Annotated in this window: 15 protein-coding genes; 5 read left to right on the top strand and 10 right to left on the bottom strand. The window is 65.7% G+C overall.

Annotated elements, in window-relative coordinates:
- Positions 1–16 precede the first annotated feature (16 nt).
- From ACIQCN_RS04820 to ACIQCN_RS04830, 3 genes are all read left to right on the top strand, one after another.
- On the top strand, positions 17–2938 hold the full coding sequence (locus ACIQCN_RS04820; protein ID WP_400609666.1) for a DEAD/DEAH box helicase: 2922 nt from the start codon (positions 17–19) through the stop codon (positions 2936–2938).
- Between the two features lie 43 nt (positions 2939–2981).
- On the top strand, positions 2982–4637 hold the full coding sequence (locus ACIQCN_RS04825; protein WP_400609668.1) for an amidohydrolase: 1656 nt from the start codon (positions 2982–2984) through the stop codon (positions 4635–4637).
- A 101-nt stretch (positions 4638–4738) separates the two neighbouring features.
- On the top strand, positions 4739–5479 hold the full coding sequence (locus ACIQCN_RS04830) for a polyprenol monophosphomannose synthase (protein WP_400609670.1): 741 nt from the start codon (positions 4739–4741) through the stop codon (positions 5477–5479).
- Between the two features lie 92 nt (positions 5480–5571).
- Here the strand turns inward: ACIQCN_RS04830 and ACIQCN_RS04835 are convergent, their stop codons facing one another.
- The 8 genes from ACIQCN_RS04835 to ACIQCN_RS04870 all read right to left on the bottom strand — a co-directional run bounded on the left by ACIQCN_RS04835 (position 5572) and on the right by ACIQCN_RS04870 (position 12487).
- Positions 5572–5919, bottom strand: coding sequence for an RNA polymerase-binding protein RbpA (locus tag ACIQCN_RS04835; RefSeq protein ID WP_013600997.1), 348 nt, complete (start codon positions 5917–5919; stop codon positions 5572–5574).
- Between the two features lie 249 nt (positions 5920–6168).
- Complete coding sequence (locus ACIQCN_RS04840; protein WP_400609672.1) at positions 6169–7131, bottom strand: SPFH domain-containing protein; 963 nt, start codon at positions 7129–7131, stop codon at positions 6169–6171.
- A 56-nt stretch (positions 7132–7187) separates the two neighbouring features.
- Positions 7188–7655 carry an NfeD family protein gene (locus tag ACIQCN_RS04845; protein WP_400603759.1) on the bottom strand — a complete coding sequence of 156 codons (468 nt, stop codon included), beginning with the start codon at positions 7653–7655 and terminating at the stop codon, positions 7188–7190.
- Between the two features lie 159 nt (positions 7656–7814).
- Entirely contained in the window at positions 7815–8675 is an 861-nt protein-coding gene (locus ACIQCN_RS04850; RefSeq protein WP_400609674.1) for a putative RNA methyltransferase, read from the bottom strand.
- Positions 8668–9366 (bottom strand): peptide deformylase, encoded by a 699-nt coding sequence (locus ACIQCN_RS04855; protein ID WP_400603755.1) that lies wholly within the window; start codon positions 9364–9366, stop codon positions 8668–8670. The genes ACIQCN_RS04850 and ACIQCN_RS04855 overlap by 8 nt, the downstream gene beginning before the upstream one ends.
- A gap of 55 nt (positions 9367–9421) precedes the next feature.
- Positions 9422–10576 (bottom strand): FAD-dependent oxidoreductase, encoded by a 1155-nt coding sequence (locus ACIQCN_RS04860; RefSeq protein ID WP_400609676.1) that lies wholly within the window; start codon positions 10574–10576, stop codon positions 9422–9424.
- A complete protein-coding gene (locus ACIQCN_RS04865; RefSeq protein WP_400609677.1) occupies positions 10569–11246 on the bottom strand; it encodes a class I SAM-dependent methyltransferase in 678 nt (225 codons plus the stop codon). The genes ACIQCN_RS04860 and ACIQCN_RS04865 overlap by 8 nt, the downstream gene beginning before the upstream one ends.
- Before the next feature lie 14 nt (positions 11247–11260).
- Positions 11261–12487, bottom strand: a complete 1227-nt coding sequence (locus ACIQCN_RS04870; protein ID WP_400609679.1) for a type III polyketide synthase — start codon at positions 12485–12487, stop codon at positions 11261–11263.
- 243 nt (positions 12488–12730) lie between these two features.
- Here ACIQCN_RS04870 and ACIQCN_RS04875 point away from each other — a divergent pair, with 243 nt between their 5' ends.
- Both ACIQCN_RS04875 and ACIQCN_RS04880 read left to right on the top strand, forming a co-directional pair.
- Positions 12731–12982 (top strand): helix-turn-helix domain-containing protein, encoded by a 252-nt coding sequence (locus ACIQCN_RS04875; RefSeq protein WP_400603747.1) that lies wholly within the window; start codon positions 12731–12733, stop codon positions 12980–12982.
- Positions 12983–13373: 391 nt separating this feature from the next.
- Positions 13374–13565, top strand: coding sequence for a hypothetical protein (locus ACIQCN_RS04880; protein ID WP_400603744.1), 192 nt, complete (start codon positions 13374–13376; stop codon positions 13563–13565).
- 169 nt (positions 13566–13734) lie between these two features.
- Here ACIQCN_RS04880 and ACIQCN_RS04885 read toward each other — a convergent pair whose 3' ends face one another.
- On the bottom strand, positions 13735–14073 hold the full coding sequence (locus tag ACIQCN_RS04885; protein WP_400603743.1) for a hypothetical protein: 339 nt from the start codon (positions 14071–14073) through the stop codon (positions 13735–13737).
- 170 nt (positions 14074–14243) lie between these two features.
- Positions 14244–16640 (bottom strand): hypothetical protein, encoded by a 2397-nt coding sequence (locus ACIQCN_RS04890; RefSeq protein ID WP_400609681.1) that lies wholly within the window; start codon positions 16638–16640, stop codon positions 14244–14246.
- Positions 16641–16889: the final 249 nt, after the last annotated feature.

A 16889-nucleotide genomic window follows, 5' to 3' on the forward strand; every position in this document is an offset into this window, starting at 1 on the left:
CTATTAGGCTTGGGGTATGTCCTCCAATACCGGGCCGATTTCTTCCGGGCCCCCGCCCCGCGGTCCCAGCGATCCCGAAGAACTTTCCCCGGCCGAAAGGTACCGTGCCAGCGCCGAGCGCAGGGCGGAGGCGGCCACCTACCTGGGTTCCTTTATCCGGACACTGGACTTTGAGCTCGACGACTTCCAGCGCCAGGCGTGCCGTTCCCTGCAGGAGGGCAGGGGAGTCCTCGTGGCTGCGCCCACCGGAGCCGGAAAAACCATCGTGGGCGAGTTCGCCATCTACCTTGCACTGCAGCGCGGCCTCAAGGCGTTTTACACCACGCCCATCAAGGCGCTGAGCAACCAGAAGTTCAGCGAACTGGGCGAAAAATACGGCGCAGAAAATGTGGGACTCCTCACCGGCGACACCAGCATCAACGGGGATGCCCCGGTAGTCGTCATGACCACCGAAGTCCTGCGCAACATGCTCTACGCGGACTCGGAAACGCTGTTCGACCTTGGCTACGTGGTGATGGACGAGGTGCACTACCTCGCGGACCGGTTCCGTGGCGCCGTCTGGGAGGAGGTCATCATCCACCTTCCCAGTGAAGTGCAGGTGGTTTCGCTCAGCGCCACAGTCTCCAACGCCGAGGAGTTCGGCGCCTGGCTGGACACGGTGCGGGGCGACACGGACATCATCGTCTCCGAACACCGTCCGGTGCCGCTGTGGCAGCACGTTATGGTCGGCCGCCGGATCATTGACCTGTTCGCCGGTGAAACCACCTTCGACGAAATCGCACCGCCGGTCGACGGGGAGCGCGCCGGATCCGACAGGGAAGTGCAGCCGGGGCGCGGCTTCGACGTCAACCCGGACCTGCTGGCGGTGGCCCGCAGCGAGGTCCGGCAGGGTTTCCGGAGCAGGCCCGGGCGGCGGGACCAGCGCGGCCGCCGCGGCAACGAGCGTCCCGCCCCCCGCGGCCAGGACGGGTCAGCAGTACGGCGGGCCAGCCGTCCGCAGGTCATCGCCAGCCTGGACCGGATGGACCTGTTGCCGGCCATCACATTCATCTTCTCCCGGGCCGGCTGCGATGCCGCCGTAGCGCAGTGCGTGGCTTCGGGCCTGTGGCTGACCACCGAAAAGGAGCAGCGCATCATCGCCCAACGGGTGGACGAGGCGGCCCTGGAAATCCCATCCGATGATCTGGACGTCCTCGGCTTCTGGAGCTGGCGGGACGGCCTGCTCCGCGGATTCGCTGCCCACCACGCCGGCATGCTGCCCACCTTCAAGGAAGTCGTGGAAAAGCTCTTCGTGGACGGCCTGGTCAAAGCTGTCTTCGCGACCGAAACGCTTGCTCTGGGCGTGAACATGCCGGCCCGCTCCGTGGTCCTGGAGAAGCTGGACAAGTTTAACGGCGAATCCCACGTGGACATCACGGCAGGGGAATACACACAGCTCACGGGCCGGGCCGGGCGGCGGGGCATCGACATAGAAGGCCATGCCGTGGTCCTGTGGCAGCCGGGAACCGATCCCACCGCGGTGGCCGGGCTCGCCTCCCGGCGGACGTATCCGCTGAACTCCAGTTTCCGTCCCACCTACAACATGAGCATCAACCTGCTGGCCCAGTTCGGGCGGGCCCGGGCGCGTGAGATCCTCGAATCCTCGTTCGCCCAGTTCCAGGCGGACCGTTCAGTGGTGGGACTTGCCCGCCAGGTCCGGAGCCGCGAGGAGTCCCTGGCCGGCTACGCCAAATCGATGACCTGCCACCTGGGGGACTTCACCGAGTACGCGCGCCTGCGCCGCGAACTCTCCGACGCGGAAAACGCCGGCTCCCGGTCCATGTCCCGCGCGCGGAAGTCCCTCAGCGCTGATTCCCTGGCCCGCCTGCTTCCCGGCGACGTGGTCAACATTCCCGGCGGCAGGGCGCCGGGACCGGCCGTCGTCCTCAGTGCCGACCACGGCAGCCGGGATCCCCGTCCGGCCATCCTGACCCTGGACAGCCAGCTGCGCAGGATCGGCACCGATGATCTCGAAGGTCCCATCACCCCGGTGACGCGCATCCGCATCCCCAAAGCCTTCAACGCCAAGGTTCCGAAATCCCGCAGGGACCTGGCCTCGTCCGCACGGAACGCCCTGCGGGAGAACAGGCCGCCGTCGCCCGGGAACAACCGGAGCAACGACTTTGGACGCGCGGCGGGATCACCCAACCAGGAGAAGCGCATCACCGAGCTGCGCCGCGCCCTGCGTGCGCACCCCTGCCATGGGTGCAGCGAACGGGAGGACCACGCCCGATGGGCGGAACGGTGGTGGAAGCTCCGGCGCGAGACGGACGGGCTGGTTCGCCAGATCCAGGGCCGTACCAATACCATTGCCAAGACATTCGACCGCGTGTGTGACGTTTTGGCCGCCTACGGATACCTGGAGGCGGCCGGCGACGGCGGGCTGGCGATCAGCCCCGACGGCCAGCGGCTGCGCCGGATCTACGGAGAGAAGGACCTGCTGATTTCGCAGTCCCTCCGGCTGGGCGCTTTTGATGACCTCGACGCCGCAGAGGTTGCTGCCCTTGCCAGCGTGCTGGTGTACCAGGCCAAGCGCGAGGACCGGGGCCTGCGCCCGCGGATGCCCAGCGTATCGCTGGAGACGTCGGTGGATATCGTGGTCAGGGAATGGTCTGCGCTTGAGGACGTGGAGGAAGACCATAAGCTTCCGCTCACGGGGGAGCCGGAGCTCGGGCTCGTGTGGCCACTCTACAAATGGGCCCGCGGCCGCCATCTCCAGGACGTCCTGAGCGGCACCGACCTCGCAGCCGGCGACTTTGTCCGCTGGGTGAAGCAGGTGGTGGACCTCCTGGACCAGCTGGCCAAGATCCCCGGCCTGGATCCCCGACTTGCCCGGCTGTGCGGTGACGCCATCGCCCTGGTCCGCCGCGGCGTCGTAGCTTATTCGTCTGTTCTCTAACCCGCCGGCCTCGTTGGCCGGCGCGCACCCAGGAGCCTTTCCTATGACCCAATCCACGTCCGCTACCCGCCGCGCCCCGGTCCTCTACCGGAACGGCTCGGTTTACACTGCCGCTGACCCATTCGCCACAGCGATGCTGGTGGACGGCGACACCGTCGCCTGGGTCGGCTCCGAGCAGGCCGCGTCCTCCATTGCAGACAGCTCCATGGATGTCATCGACCTGCGGGGAGCCCTCGTTGCTCCGGGATTCGTCGACTCCCACGTGCACCTGACGGAGACGGGGCTTGCCCTGGATTCCCTCCAGCTCGGGACGGTGCGTTCAGCGCGCGAGCTGCTGGACGCCGTCGCGTCCGCCCCCGGTGAAGGCCCTGTCCTGGGGCACGGGTGGGACGAGACAACCTGGGGCGACGCTGTTCTCCCGGACGCCGCGGAACTGGAGCGCGCCGCCCGCGGCAGGCACGTTTACCTGGCCCGTGTGGATGTCCACTCGGCGCTGGTGTCAGCGTCCCTCGCCGACGCTGCGGGGCTGGCCGGGCAGGCCGGGTACGACGGCGGCGCGCGGGTATCGCGCGCGGCGCACGCGGCCGCGCGCCAGGCCACACGGAGACTGCCGGAGCACGAGCTGCGCCGCCACCAGTCGCGTGCACTGGCCGAAGCCGCCGCCAATGGATACGTGGCGGTGGCTGAAATGGGTGCACCGCACATCGGCGGTGAGGCCGACCTGCGCGTCGCTGCCGACTGGGACGGGACTGGCCCTGCCGCCGGTCCCGGACCATTCCCCGAGGTGCTCCTTTATTGGGGCGAGCTTGCCGTGTCCGAAGACCATGCCCGGCACCTTGCCGCCCAGTTCGGCGGCACCGTACGCGGACTCGCCGGAGACCTGAACGTCGACGGATCCATCGGTTCGCGCACCGCCGCACTGCGGGACGGGTACGCCGACGCGCCGGGCGAACGGGGCAGCCTGTACCTGTCGGCGGAGGAGGCTGCGGCTCATCTGGCTGCATGCTCGCTGGCGGGGCTTCAGGGCGGCTTCCACATCATCGGTGACGCAGGCCTCGATACTGCGCTGGAGGCACTGGACCTGGCGGCCGCCGAGGTGGGCGGGCAACGGATCCGCGCGGCGGGACACCGGTTTGAACACGTTGAGATGATCGATGCGGCCGCCGTGAAGAAGCTGGCCCACTATTCCGTGACCGTCAGCGCACAGCCGGCCTTCGATGCGGCGTGGGGCAACCCGGGCGGTCTGTACGGGAAGCGGCTGGGGGAGCGGAGCCACGGCATGAACCCGTTCGCCACGCTCTACGCGGCCGGCGTCCCCGTCTGCTTTGGCAGCGACAGCCCGGTGACCCCGCTGCGGCCCTGGGCCAGTGTCCGCGCCTGCCTTGAGCACAACACTGACGCGGAACGCATATCCGCCCGCGCGGCGTTCCTGGGACACACCCGGGCCGGCTGGCGGGCAGCGAGGTACAGCAACCCCATGGCGGGACAACTTGTCCCGGGCGCCCCGGCGAGTTTCGCCGTGTGGGATGTTGAGGAATTGATGGTCCAGGTGGCCGACGGCCGGGTGCAGTCCTGGAGCACGGATCCGCGGGCGCGCACGCCGCTCCTGCCCGCACTGGACACGGGGGCGGATCCGGTCTGCCTCCAGACTGTCCGGGACGGAGCGGAGCTGTTCGCCAGCCCGGCGCTCCGTTCCTGACAACGGATCAGCCGTCGCCCGCCCTATAATGGATAGTTGCGCCTGCCGCTCATCCCCTGACGGCCAGGCGCCCCGACCGCTCCCACCCGGAAAGGCCCTCAGTGCGCGTCCTTACCATCATCCCCACCTACAACGAGCTGGAATCGCTGCCCAAGACCCTTAAGCGTCTTCGGGACGCAGTGCCGGCGTCGGATGTCCTGGTGGTTGACGACAACAGCCCTGACGGTACCGGCAAGCTGGCGGACACGTTTGCCGCGCAGGACGCCCAGGTCCATGTACTGCACCGCAAGGGCAAGGAAGGGCTCGGGGCTGCCTACATCGCAGGTTTCAAATGGGGCCTTGACGCCGGATACGACGTTCTCGTTGAAATGGACGCGGACGGCTCCCACCAGCCGGAACAGCTGCCGCAGCTCCTCGACGCCATCGGGCAGGGGGCGGATTTGGCCATGGGGTCCCGCTGGGTACCCGGCGGCAGCGTGGTGAACTGGCCGCTCTACCGTCAGGCCATTTCCCGCGTTGGCAGCACCTATGCGCGCCTGATGCTGGGCCTGAAGATCAAGGACGTCACGGGCGGTTACCGCGCGTTCCGGCGCACCACGCTGGAAAAGCTCAACCTCGACCAGGTGGACTCTGTCGGCTACGGCTTCCAGGTGGACCTCGCCTGGCGCGTGGCCAAGCTGGGCCTGCGGATCGAAGAGCGGCCCATCACCTTCGTTGAGCGGGAGCTGGGTGCTTCCAAGATGAGTGGAAACATCGTCGTGGAGGCAATGATCAATGTCACCAAGTGGGGCCTGCTGGCCCGCTGGAACACCCTGACCCGGGGGAAGGCCGCCCGCCGGTAGGGGTTCCTGCCACGCGCAAGGGGCGGCCGCTGCATCTGCAGCGGCCGCCCCTTTTTGCGTTAGGCATATGTTCCGGTGACGGAGCCTGGTTCCTAGGCGCTACGCCGTTCGCCGCGGCGTTCCCGCAGGATGGTCAGCCGGTCCTCGAGGATCTGCTCAAGCTCAGGCAGGGAGCGGCGTTCCAGCAGCATGTCCCAGTGCGTCCGGACAGCTTTGTCGTTGCTTGTGTCAGGGCGTTCGCCGTCAACCAGAAGGGCTTCCTTGCCGGTCTTGGAAACCCATACCGGGGGAATCTCTGCCTCGGAGGAGAAGGTGACAAACACCTGCTCGCCGTCCTCGCAACGGTATTCAACGCGCTGGCGCGGAGCCGGCTCAACTCCGGACTCGGTCTCCATGCTCTGCGCACCAAGGCGCATGCCCCGCAGGCTGCGATCGCTCATGATTTCTCCCTCTGGTCGGTTCGCGGAGCAGGACTCCGCGGCAGCCGGCGGCGCCGGGGCGCCACCGGACTATCGTTTGCGCTTTGCTGCATCATAGGATTCAACGCATCGCCAAGCTCTCTTGTTCCAGCGGATTTGCACCGGCCGGACAAATACCCCATTATACGGGCGTATATGGCTGTGCGGCAAAAACAGGGGGCCGGCAATTCGGATACCTTCCGGTTCCGCCGGCCCTTGCCCGCGGCGCGCTTAAGGTTCGGCCCGGTCCACCACGGGATCCGCCGGCTTGTCGCCCACCTCATCGAACAGTCCCCCTGATGCGCCGGAGCTGGTCCCGCCCAGCGCGTTCCCGATTCCCTTCAATGCCTCGCCCACTTCGCTGGGAATGATCCACAGCTTGTTGGCCGAACCTTCGGCCAGTTTGGGCAGGGTCTGCAGGTACTGGTACGCCAGGAGCTTCTGGTCGGGATTGCCGCGGTGAATGGCATCGAAGACCTTCTGGATGGCCTGCGCTTCACCGTCCGCCCGAAGGATGGCCGCCTTGGCGTCGCCTTCGGCGGCGAGGATTGAGGCCTGGCGCTGCCCTTCCGCCGTGAGGATGGCCGACTGTTTGGTGCCTTCGGCGGTGAGGATGGCTGCCCGGCGGTCGCGCTCGGCGCGCATCTGCTTTTCCATCGAGTCCTGGATGGAGTGCGGCGGATCGATGGCCTTCAGCTCCACACGGGAGACCCGGATGCCCCAGCGGCCTGTGGCCTCGTCGAGGACACCCCGCAGCTGACCGTTGATCTGGTCGCGTGAGGTAAGCGCCTGCTCGAGGTTCAGGCCACCCACCACGTTTCGAAGCGTGGTTGTGGTGAGCTGCTCCACGGCCTGGATGTAGTTCGCGATCTCATAGGTGGCCGAACGTGCATCGGTGACCTGGAAGTAGACCACGGTGTCGATGGACACCACGAGGTTGTCCTCGGTGATCACCGGCTGAGGCGGGAAGGAGACAACCTGCTCCCGCAAGTCCAGGAGGGGAAGCAACCGGTCCACGAACGGGATGAGGATGGTCAGCCCCGGGTTCAGCGTGCGCTGGTATTTGCCCAGCCTTTCCACCACCCCTGCCCTGGCCTGCGGAATGATCCGTACCGAACGGACCAGGACGATAATCACAAAGACGATCAGGACCGCGAGCACTATGGTCAGCGCGGCACCTCCGGCGTTACCCATGCATTCCTTCTTCCCAATCCATTGTGGCTGTGGCGGTACCGGCTATGCCGGGGCGGTCAGGTACCCGGAGGCGGCGGCGGTTCCACTGCGGATACCACGGCGGTGGCTCCCTCGATGGCGGAAACGACCACGCGCTGCCCGGCAGGCAGGACGCCCGAGGTGGAACGCGCAGTCCAGATGTCGCCTCCGATCTTGACCAGGCCGCCGTCGGACGTTATGGGTTCCATCACCACGGCTTGCTCACCGATCAGCCGGTCGATGTTGCTCCGCTGGGCCGCCGGCCCGCTTTTAAGGTGCGCCAGGGCAACAGGGCGGACGAAACCGATCATCAACAGCGACACCACGCAAAAGGCCACGATCTGGAGCCAGAGGTCCGCCCCCGCGAAGTCGGCGATGAGTGCTGCCAGAGCGCCGCCGCCGAGCATGATGAAGAAGAGGTCCAGGGTGATCATCTCGACCACGGCAAAGGTCAGGAAAGCGGTGAGCCACAATGCCCACCAGTTTTCGCCCAACCACTCGAACAATTCGTGCCCCCTTTGCAGCGCGTCTGCCGTGTGTGCCGCCCGTGCCTTTCTTCCCATCGTAGGCGCGGCCGCCGCAATGTGGGCAGGATCATAAGGCCAGGAGCTTCACCGTGGCCAAGTCGTTACCGCAAGGCTGCCGTTCCGTGCTCACGAGGCGTGTCAGCGGAGCGTGAAAACCGACACCTGGAACCGTGCGTCGGCTGCCAGGGGTTCCGCCACGGCGGCGAGGCGCGCTTCAACGCTGTTCCTGTCCAGATGGTGCCCTGCCGGACCCATGAGTGCCAGGTGGGCGGCGTCCTGGCGGGAGAGCTGCAGCGGAATATCCACAGCGGTCGAACCCTGGATGTCAAAGTATTCCGCCATTGCCAGGCCCAGGCGGTCCTCCTTGCTTTCCTCGATCCCGAGCATGCCGGTCAGCGCCGCGATGGCGGCGAGGTGCCCGCGACGCGGAGTAACCACCACGAGCCGGCCGCCCGGCCGTAGGACGCGGGCGAATTCGGCGGGGTTGCGCGGCGCGAAAATGACCGTAACGGCGTCCACTGAACTGTCCGCCAAGGGCAGCGGCCGCCACACATCCCACACCACATTCAGGGCTTCGGGGTTCAGGCGCGCGGCGCGGCGAAGCCCAAACTTCGAGATGTCCAGGCCCAGCGCGGCGACCGGCCGGCCCGTTGCCGCAGCAGCATCCAAGACGGCCCTCAGGTAGTGGCCGGTTCCCGTCCCGGAGTCCAGGACTGCCGGGTGTTCACCAAGGGAAGGAACGACGGCGGCCGCCACGGCTTCTGCCAACGGATCATAGTGCCCGCGGGACAGGAAGTTCACGCGCGCCTCCACCATCGCGGCGGAGTCGGGTTCAAAGGGTGTGCCCTTGCCCACCAGAAAGTTGAAGTAGCCTTGGCGAGCGGCATCGAAGCTGTGGCCGGACGCGCAGGAGAGACTGCGCGGAGCGGTCCCGTCCCGATCGGGGCTGAGGGGCCCGGAGCACACCGGGCACAGCAGAGGCAGGCCAAGGTCAGGCACGGAAGTCTTCCCGGGAACTGCTGATTCCGGCCGGTGCGGCTTCAAAGCCGAGTCCCTCCTGTGCCTTGCTGATTCCGGCCTCGGCCCAGTGCGCGGCATACTCGGCATTGGTGCTCAGGGAACGGAGCTGCGCCCGGTCAACGTAGAGAACTCCGTTCAGATGATCCGTCTCGTGCTGCACGATGCGGGCCTGCCAGCCGGAAAACTCCCGCCGCTGCGCCACGCCGTCGGGCGTCTGGAACTCCAGCAGAACCGACTCGGGGCGCGCCACCACCGCCTGGAGGCCATTGAGCGAGAGGCAACCTTCATAGAAGGACGCAGTGGCCGATCCGGCGGGGCTGTAGCGCGGGTTCAGGATGGCCAGGAACTCCAGGGGGCTTCGGCGCCGCAGGGCAGCTGCCTCCGGATCGACGTCGAACTGGTCCTCGAGCACCGCAAGCTGCAGGGGAATGCCCAGCTGGGGTGCCGCCAGCCCGACACCGGGGGCTTCGTGCATCACCTGCCGCATAAGTGCGATGAGCCGGTCCAACCGGTCCCGTGACAACTGCCCGTCGAAGACCGCGGACCGCTGGCGCAGGGCCGGATGGCCCGCCTGCACGATAGAAGGCAGGGTTCCGGCCTCGAGGATGCTGTCCACGAGCCCGCTGATTTCAGCGGCGCCCAGCGGCGTCACCGGAGGGGTGTGCTTCATGGCCCCAGCCTATCGGCCGGACCGCGTCAGGCTGGTACTTCGTCCCGCTGATGCCCTACTGCATGGTGAAACGGCGGGCCACCCATCTGTTGACGGCGGGAACTGCTGCAGCCGTGCCGACGGCCGCATTGCGGACGGTGAGCAGGGGAGCGGGGAGGGGGCGGCCCAGCATCATGTTGATTTCCGCCTGGCGCCTGGCCACGGTTGCTGCCCGCCGCCGGGCATGCCGGTAGGCCCGGATTTGCCGTTCCGGCCAGGGCCCGGTCAGGATGCGCCGGACGAGGGGTGCAACGCTGGCGGCGTCCAGCCAGCCGAGGTTCATGCCCTGGCCGCCGATGGGGCTGATCTCATGCGCTGCGTCGCCCAGCAGGATGGCCCGGCCACGCACCGTTTCGCGGGCAATGGCGGAGCGGACACTAAAAGCGCTCAGCATGGTGTTCGTGGCAGGAGCCGGACTGATTCCGGTTCTCTGGCTCACGAGCCGGGCCAAGTCCGAAGCATCGGCGTCCCCGGCAGGGGCTGACAGCCGCACCACCCAGCGCCGCAGACCGCCGGGCAGGGGAAAGGATTCCACGATCCCCTCAGGCTCCAGAAAAAGCAGGGCCCGTTCCGGGTCCAGGTCCCCGGCCGAAAAATCACCCATCAGGTAGTGGTCCGGGTAGCTTCTCCTGGCCACGTGCGAACCGAAGTACTCCCGCAGCCCGGACCGGGCTCCGTCCGCGGCGACCAGGACGCCCGCGGTGAGTGCGGCCCGGGGCGTCCCGCCTGCGGCACGGCGGACCGAGAAGGTGACCGCGCCGCCGTCGTCCGTTAAGTGTGTAACTTCCGTTCCACGCACGATGGCCTCGGGATCGAGGGCAAGGACCCGCTCCTCCAGGATCTCCTCTGTCCTGAACTGCGGAAGCGCCAGGATGAAGGGGAAATCCTCCGCGACCCGGCCGAAGTCCATGATGCCCACCTCCCGCCCCCGGCTCATGGCCGCTCCGGAACGGATCGGCGCCCCGTCCCGGACCATCGCCGAAGCGGCCCCGGCCCGGTCCAGGGCGCGCAGTGCCGGCGGATGGACGCCGATGGCCCGCGAGTGGCGCTCGCGCGTATGCCGTTGTTCGTACACCCGGACGCTGAGGCCTTGCTGCAGCAGCAGGGCGGCGAGGTACAGGCCCACGGGACCGGCGCCGGCAATGGCGACGTCCGGCCCCGGTTCAGCCATGCCGCACAAGGGCGTGGTGGAACGCGGCGGTGCGGGCGACGGCCCAGCCTGGAGGCGCGGCGGCGGACAGTTCCGCCGGCGTATAGCTGCGGCGGATGGATGTCAGTCCGTCCGCCCGGATGAACGACTGCCGAAAGGGGAGTGCGGCAACGCTGAACAGCGCGTAGGCCGCCGGGCTGCGGCGCAGGTCGTTGTGGAGGCAGGCACGGGTGGCGAGGGTTTCCGAGTCGTGCAGCAACTGGCTGAGCCCGCCCGCGCTCAGATGGTGGAGGACGTGGTTGGAGATGACAACGTCGTAACGCCTCCCTTCCGCAACCAGGTCGGAGCTGTGTGCCTGGCGGAATTCCACCCCCGGCACCGGAGGCCGGCGGAGCGCAAAGGAAGTGGCCCGGGGGTCGGGATCGATGCCGGTGATCCGCAGGTCCAGGCCGTCCCGCCAGCCCCAGAGACGCAGGGTCACGGCGAGATCTCCAGCGCCGGAGCCGACATCGAGCAGCGTGCCCGTACCGGAGGCGGCGGCGAGCGGACGTATTTCGCGGGTGTAGAGCCTGCGCCACCCGGACAGCAGCCGGTTCACGACGCCGAACTGGCGGTAGGTGTTTTCCAGCCGCACAGGGTCGCAGTCCGGCTGGTCCATGAGCTCTTCCGCCGCTGCCGCCCTGTGGCGCATCAGGAGGGGCACGCTCAGCCCACCGGCGCTTCCGCCCGGTCATGATCCGCCACACTTGTGGTGGCGCCCGGTTGCTGCCGCAGCTTGGTGAAGAGACCAGTCTCCACGGTCAATCCAGGTCCGAATGCCATGGAGCAGATCCTTTCGCCGGCGTCCCGTTCCTGTCCGCTGTACCGCCCCTGTCCGGTGTCCGTTACGGGCGGCTGTGCGAGGATGTGCTTGAGAACAAAGAGGACCGTCGCACTGCTCATGTTGCCGTAGTCGCGGAGGGTTTCGCGCGCCGGGACGAGCTGCGCATCCGTGAGCCCCAGACGGGACTGGACCTTGTCCAGGATGCTCCGGCCGCCCGGGTGGATGGCCCAGTGGGGGATGGAGGCGTAGGGGAGTGGCTCGAGCTCCGGATCCCGTGCCAGCAGGGGCTGGAGGGCGCCGATGATGTGGTCATCGATGATGTGCGGCACATAGTTTCCCAGGATCATCTCGAATCCGTGGTCGCCGATGTTCCAGGCCATGGAATCCTCGCCGACGGGGGTCAGGACTGTTTCGAAGTGGTCCAGCTGGAGCAGGGCTGACCCCCGCGCCCCGGGACGGGCGGTGATCACTGCCGCTGCGGCACCGTCGGCAAAGAGGGCGGACCCCATGATAGTGTCCGGGTCGTTGGAGGTGCGGACGTGCAGGGAGCAGAGTTCCGCGCAGACCACCAGGACCACAGCGTCGGGGTCTGCCTCGCAGAAATGTTTCGCCGCGCGGAGGGCGGGAAAGGCCGCATAGCAACCCATGAACCCCAGGTGATAGCGCTGCACGGCCGGATTGAGGCCAAGTTCCCTGACAATTTTGTAGTCCGGACCGGGGTTGAAGAAGCCGGTGCAGGAGACGGTGACCAGATGAGTTATGTCAAGTAAGTCCAAATCCGGGCACGCATCCACCGCTGCCCGCGCTGCCTCGACGAAGAGCTTTGTGGCCTCGCGGCCGAAAATCTCGTTGCGGATCTTCGTGCTCGGGTTCAGAAGGAGGCCGGTGGCGGCGTCAAAGAACTGCGGATCTTCGGCGCGGTGCTCCCGGGTCAGCTCATCGACGGCCGTATACCGCGTATCAATGGCAGCGGAATCGAAGCACGTACTGACCAGCCTCGAGCCGAGCCTGGTGAGGCCGGGCTGTGCGGCAAACACGTCCCGGGCCTCGGACTGGATGAGCTTCGTCCGTGGAACTGCAGTTTCGAGTGCTTGCACGTAGACCGTCATCAACACATTCTTAGTGAGCCTGCAGAATTAGACAATGGCCTGACCTGCCTGTTTGCTGCCGAAAAGGGCTGTGCAGCACTGCTTCCCGTCAGGGCCCCGAGCGCCGATAATCTACATTATGTCAAGTTGTACTCTGCGTATCTCATCAGATGAATCATCGTCACCCCTCTCCCGCGGAATTCCGAACCACGCGTTCAGGGCGGCTTCCGCCGCGCCATTCAGGGGTTTTACCCGACTCCAAACGTGGCCGAGCGCGGCATCATCCTGTCCCGGCCGCAGGTCTACCGCATCGTCAACCAGAAGCCGGAGCGGGTCGCTCTGCAGGTTATCGCAGCTATCTGCAACATCTTTGCCTGCGGCCCCGAAGACCTCATCACCATCACCGCCGCTGACGTCCGGGCACGCAAGACCGGTACCGGCAACTCCCCCAATGTCGTGGACCTGAACCGCACCGTCCGCCCGCGCCGGGCCCGCATCATCGACGATGACCACTGAACTCCCGGAAGGACTCACGCCGCGCAACACCGTCCGCGGGCGGCCCCGCACGACCGGCTGCGTCCAGTGCGCGCGCTGCGGCCGCAACGCCGGCAGGACCAGGGCGAGCTGGCCAGAAGGCAAGATATGCGGTCCCTGCTTCACCATTGCAACCCGAACCCACGGCACCTGCCCCGACTGCGGGCAGCACAGGCTACTCCCCGGCCCAGCCGCACAGGATGGAGGACCACGGTGCGCACCCTGCGCCGGTATCCTCCATAACTTCCACGGCGCCCGCTGCAACCAAGAGGGTGAGTTCTACCGCCGCGGCATATGCGCCCGCTGCGCACTCCGGGACGACCTCACCGCCCTACTGCTCACCAATCCGGCGGATCCGACAATTGCGAACCGCATGGTCGAAGTCCTTTGCCAAGCCGATCGACCGGAAAGCATCATCACTTGGAAACGCTCCCTGGACGACCACCTGGCCGTCACACCGGCACCACTGGTCGCGGACGCACTCGGCTACAGCTACCAGGTCGCCTTCCTCCACGCCGACGCCGCAGGTGAACCGTGGTCCAGATATGTCGACCGGCGGACTTGACCTAGAGGGGGTCCGGCTTCATCCGGAAACCAGGACTCTCACCCCAGGCCACGCCGTGGATTCCCTCGGCAGCGGCCACGATTCGGCTCCTCCCATCTATGACTAGCAAGGAAGCCACCCGGCGCATTGATCTCGCCTTTTGGATGCGCCCTAACACTGCCTCCGGCGCCTACGAGAGGTAATCCTCGATGGCAGCTAATGCATCCAGTCGCCATCGATCATCAACTTCATATAGGAGATGTCGCAGTTCTGCGAGTGTTTCAAATGGTGCAGCCAGAAGGTCTACGGGAGGTGCAAGACCAACGAACTCAGCTTCATTGGAGTCCGGCACTAACAACTTTGTCCGTTCCTCATAGAGGCGTATCTGGTCGTCGAACATGGCCCCAGCCACGTCTTCCCGACCCCGGGCTACCAACTGATCGAGACTCCGACGGAAGACATCCGACATCAGTTCCGTCGGTTCCGGCAACGCAACTGTGTGGCACACGCCTTGCTCGTCAACCCACACTTTTCCTCCGACTGCAGTTGTCGGTCATGCCACTCCTTGGTAAAGGCTCATCGGCCGAAGAGATCAGATTACGCTCCAAACTTGATACCCAGGGGTGCCAGAGGTTGCTCTGCGAATTTCATCTTTGCGAACATCGTTGCCGCTCTACGTGTGGCCCTTCGTTCAGGTTGTCAGCGTCGCTTGCCCTTATTCTTCATCCGCTTTATTGCCCGACGCGCCGAAGGCGGAATAGGCGGGATTCTCCGACCTACTGGCTGGAGCTTCATTTCCGCGATAAGCCCGCCGAGCACGGAATCACTCTGTGGGACCGAGTTGAAATAGAAGGTGTCCTCCAGGGAGCCGTTCTCGTCGAAAATCCAGCCGTAGGCGCGATCTGCTTGCAACTGGTAATGCTTGACCTTCGCGTAGAGCTGCAGCCGTTCCTTGACCTCGATGATCGGGGTGCCAGAGGGGCATGTAGCCATAAACACCGTCGAGAAACCCCACATGCCCGCATTTGCGGTCATGGCGTCGTGGTACATGCCGTCCTTGCGAGTAGCTCGGGCGCAAGTCTTGATCATTGACAAGAGGCGCATCTGCCCTTCGCCGGATAGCGCGAGAAGGTCCGCTCCGCAGCGGAACCAGCCGGGTTTGCCTGCCGCGGTAAGTTGGTCGATCAATTCGAGCATCTCGGCCGGCGCGTTCATGGTTGGCTTGGCGGGGTGCTCATCCTGCGGGAGCTTGTCGCGGTTCATCCAGGCTGTCAGCTCAACACAATTGTCGCTGACCATAGTGCCCACGGCTGAACGTTGGTAACGACGGCGTGCCGCCTTCGTGACCGGTGGCAACGTCGGATGTGTGGCCTTGACCTCATCTGGGTCCGCTTCGACATAGAGATCGGCAGCGAGGAACAGCATGTAGAGATCGAGCTCGTCGAGAGCGCGGTAGTAGGTGGTCACGGGGCTGTCGGTGCGCCGCCTCAGGTAGAGCAAAAACTCTGACGGACGTTCGCCGATCTCCGCTATGACAGCGAGATCGTGCAGCGATAGAATCAGCGGCGGCCGGTCTTTGGGTAGGATCCCCGCGTGCTGGAGATCGGCGAGGTTAGTGCCGAGCGGACCGATGTCGTCGAGCACCACGACAAGAGTCCGTACCTCACGAATGCTTGATAGGTCCAGCCAGGTGGTGGGGCTCTCCCAGATGCCGTGATTGGTTTCGATGAGCTCGCGAAGGCGGGTGGCTTGGCGCGCGCCGTCCCCTAGGGTCGCCTTGAGGTCGTTCGTCAGGCGTCGCACATCGCCGCGTCGAGCCTGGTCGGCGATCGACTTCCCCTTCACTTCTACGACGACCGCGACATCATCAATTACGAAGAGTGCGTCGCCTTCAACATCGTCGGCGGATTGACGATGGGTCGTACTGTCGGGCCCGAGCTCGTCTGCGGAGACACCCGCCTTGGGAGCAAGGTAGTGGTAACTCTCGCGAAAGGTCCTAGCCCCGAGAACAGTCTCCAGGTAGCTCTTGGCGAGTTCCTCACTGACCGGTTGCCTGGCCTTTTGGTCATACCTGCGCACATCGGGGGAATTGGGAGGAAGCGCGCGCTCGAAAATCCGCCGGAGCACGTCCAGGCCGATCTCATTGGATGTCAGCGCAAAATTGTCGTCTCCGTCGGACATCAACGGTCGCACTAGGAACGGATTATTGCCCATCAGTAGATCGAAGACTCGCTCGCCCGGGCTTCTCGAGTCGTCGAACTGCTGCGCGAACGAAGTGAGGACCCTCCTCGCTGTTGCGACGTCCAATCCCGACGCGATTGCGACGTCGGACGACGTGATGATGGACCGGTCGGCGGGGAGGAACATGAACGGGATCATCCCGGACATGAACTGCTCTATGACCTCGCGAGGAACGTCCTTGGGGTCGAGGTGCTGGTGCGCCATCAAGAGATCACCGGTCTCGTCGCGGAGGCGGGTCATCCGTTCAGCAGAGATTTCATTCATCGCCGATCGCACTGCCACTACGTCGGAGTACCCGTAGCCGAGGTGCGTCCGCATGAGTTCGCTCGAGACTGCCGTCTCGAACAACCTGCCGTCGTGTCCGTCGCGGATGTGGTCGTATTGCAAGTTCCGAATGTTCAGTACAGCGCCCTGGTACTCGCTAGCCAGCCGACCGAGCGGTTCACGGCGGAGTTGGCCCTCTACCAGCTGACGATAGCTAGCTATTCTGGCCAGCCTGACGCAGCGCTCGTGCAAGCCCGAGATCACCTCGTGCGGCCGAGTGTCCCCCCGTGGGATGGGATCTGGCTTGCGAGATGGCCTCGCCAGTAGGATGGCTGCGACGATCTCCACCGGCAGTGATGCGCCGCCAGGCGGTGCGAGCCGGGGGTCGGGGACGATGGAGAACTCCCGCATCCGCATCAACTCGATGACATCAAAGGCGTCGGCGTCTGCGACCAGATCGAGGATTGCTGCGACATCCTTCTCGATGTTCTCGCGCAGGATCGCGCGTGCATCCGAAGGGGTCCTGCAGTTGCGGAAGGGTAGGAGTTCATTCAGCGAGTCATCAAACGACTCTGGATCGAAATCACCCATTACCCTTCCCAGCGGGTGAAAGGTAGACATGCCACACTCCTGATCTCGGGGTTACGAGCATAAAACGCGCCGACGACAATCGGAGGCGCGCCGAGCTGGAGGTCTCTCCATTCGGCATCCACTTTCCTGTCCGGAGCACGCTTGCGCTCGGTGACGCGCTGAGGCGAATGAGATTGGCGTGCCCGGGCCACAGGAACTTCCTGACCGGCGACAGTATGACGGCCTTGCCGCACGCGATGGAGCCTGCAA

Source organism: Pseudarthrobacter sp. NPDC092424, assembly GCF_044754925.1.
Taxonomy (GTDB): Bacteria; Actinomycetota; Actinomycetes; order Actinomycetales; family Micrococcaceae; genus Arthrobacter.

Coding starts and splice junctions, on each gene's coding strand:
- ACIQCN_RS04820 (WP_400609666.1), top strand. CDS start 17: ATGTCCTCCAATACCGGGCCGATTTCTTCCGGGCCCCCGCCCCGCGGT.
- ACIQCN_RS04825 (WP_400609668.1), top strand. CDS start 2,982: ATGACCCAATCCACGTCCGCTACCCGCCGCGCCCCGGTCCTCTACCGG.
- ACIQCN_RS04835 (WP_013600997.1), bottom strand. CDS start 5,919: ATGAGCGATCGCAGCCTGCGGGGCATGCGCCTTGGTGCGCAGAGCATG.
- ACIQCN_RS04840 (WP_400609672.1), bottom strand. CDS start 7,131: ATGGGTAACGCCGGAGGTGCCGCGCTGACCATAGTGCTCGCGGTCCTG.
- ACIQCN_RS04855 (WP_400603755.1), bottom strand. CDS start 9,366: ATGAAGCACACCCCTCCGGTGACGCCGCTGGGCGCCGCTGAAATCAGC.
- ACIQCN_RS04860 (WP_400609676.1), bottom strand. CDS start 10,576: ATGGCTGAACCGGGGCCGGACGTCGCCATTGCCGGCGCCGGTCCCGTG.
- ACIQCN_RS04865 (WP_400609677.1), bottom strand. CDS start 11,246: ATGCGCCACAGGGCGGCAGCGGCGGAAGAGCTCATGGACCAGCCGGAC.
- ACIQCN_RS04870 (WP_400609679.1), bottom strand. CDS start 12,487: ATGACGGTCTACGTGCAAGCACTCGAAACTGCAGTTCCACGGACGAAG.
- ACIQCN_RS04880 (WP_400603744.1), top strand. CDS start 13,374: ATGGTCGAAGTCCTTTGCCAAGCCGATCGACCGGAAAGCATCATCACT.
- ACIQCN_RS04890 (WP_400609681.1), bottom strand. CDS start 16,640: ATGGGTGATTTCGATCCAGAGTCGTTTGATGACTCGCTGAATGAACTC.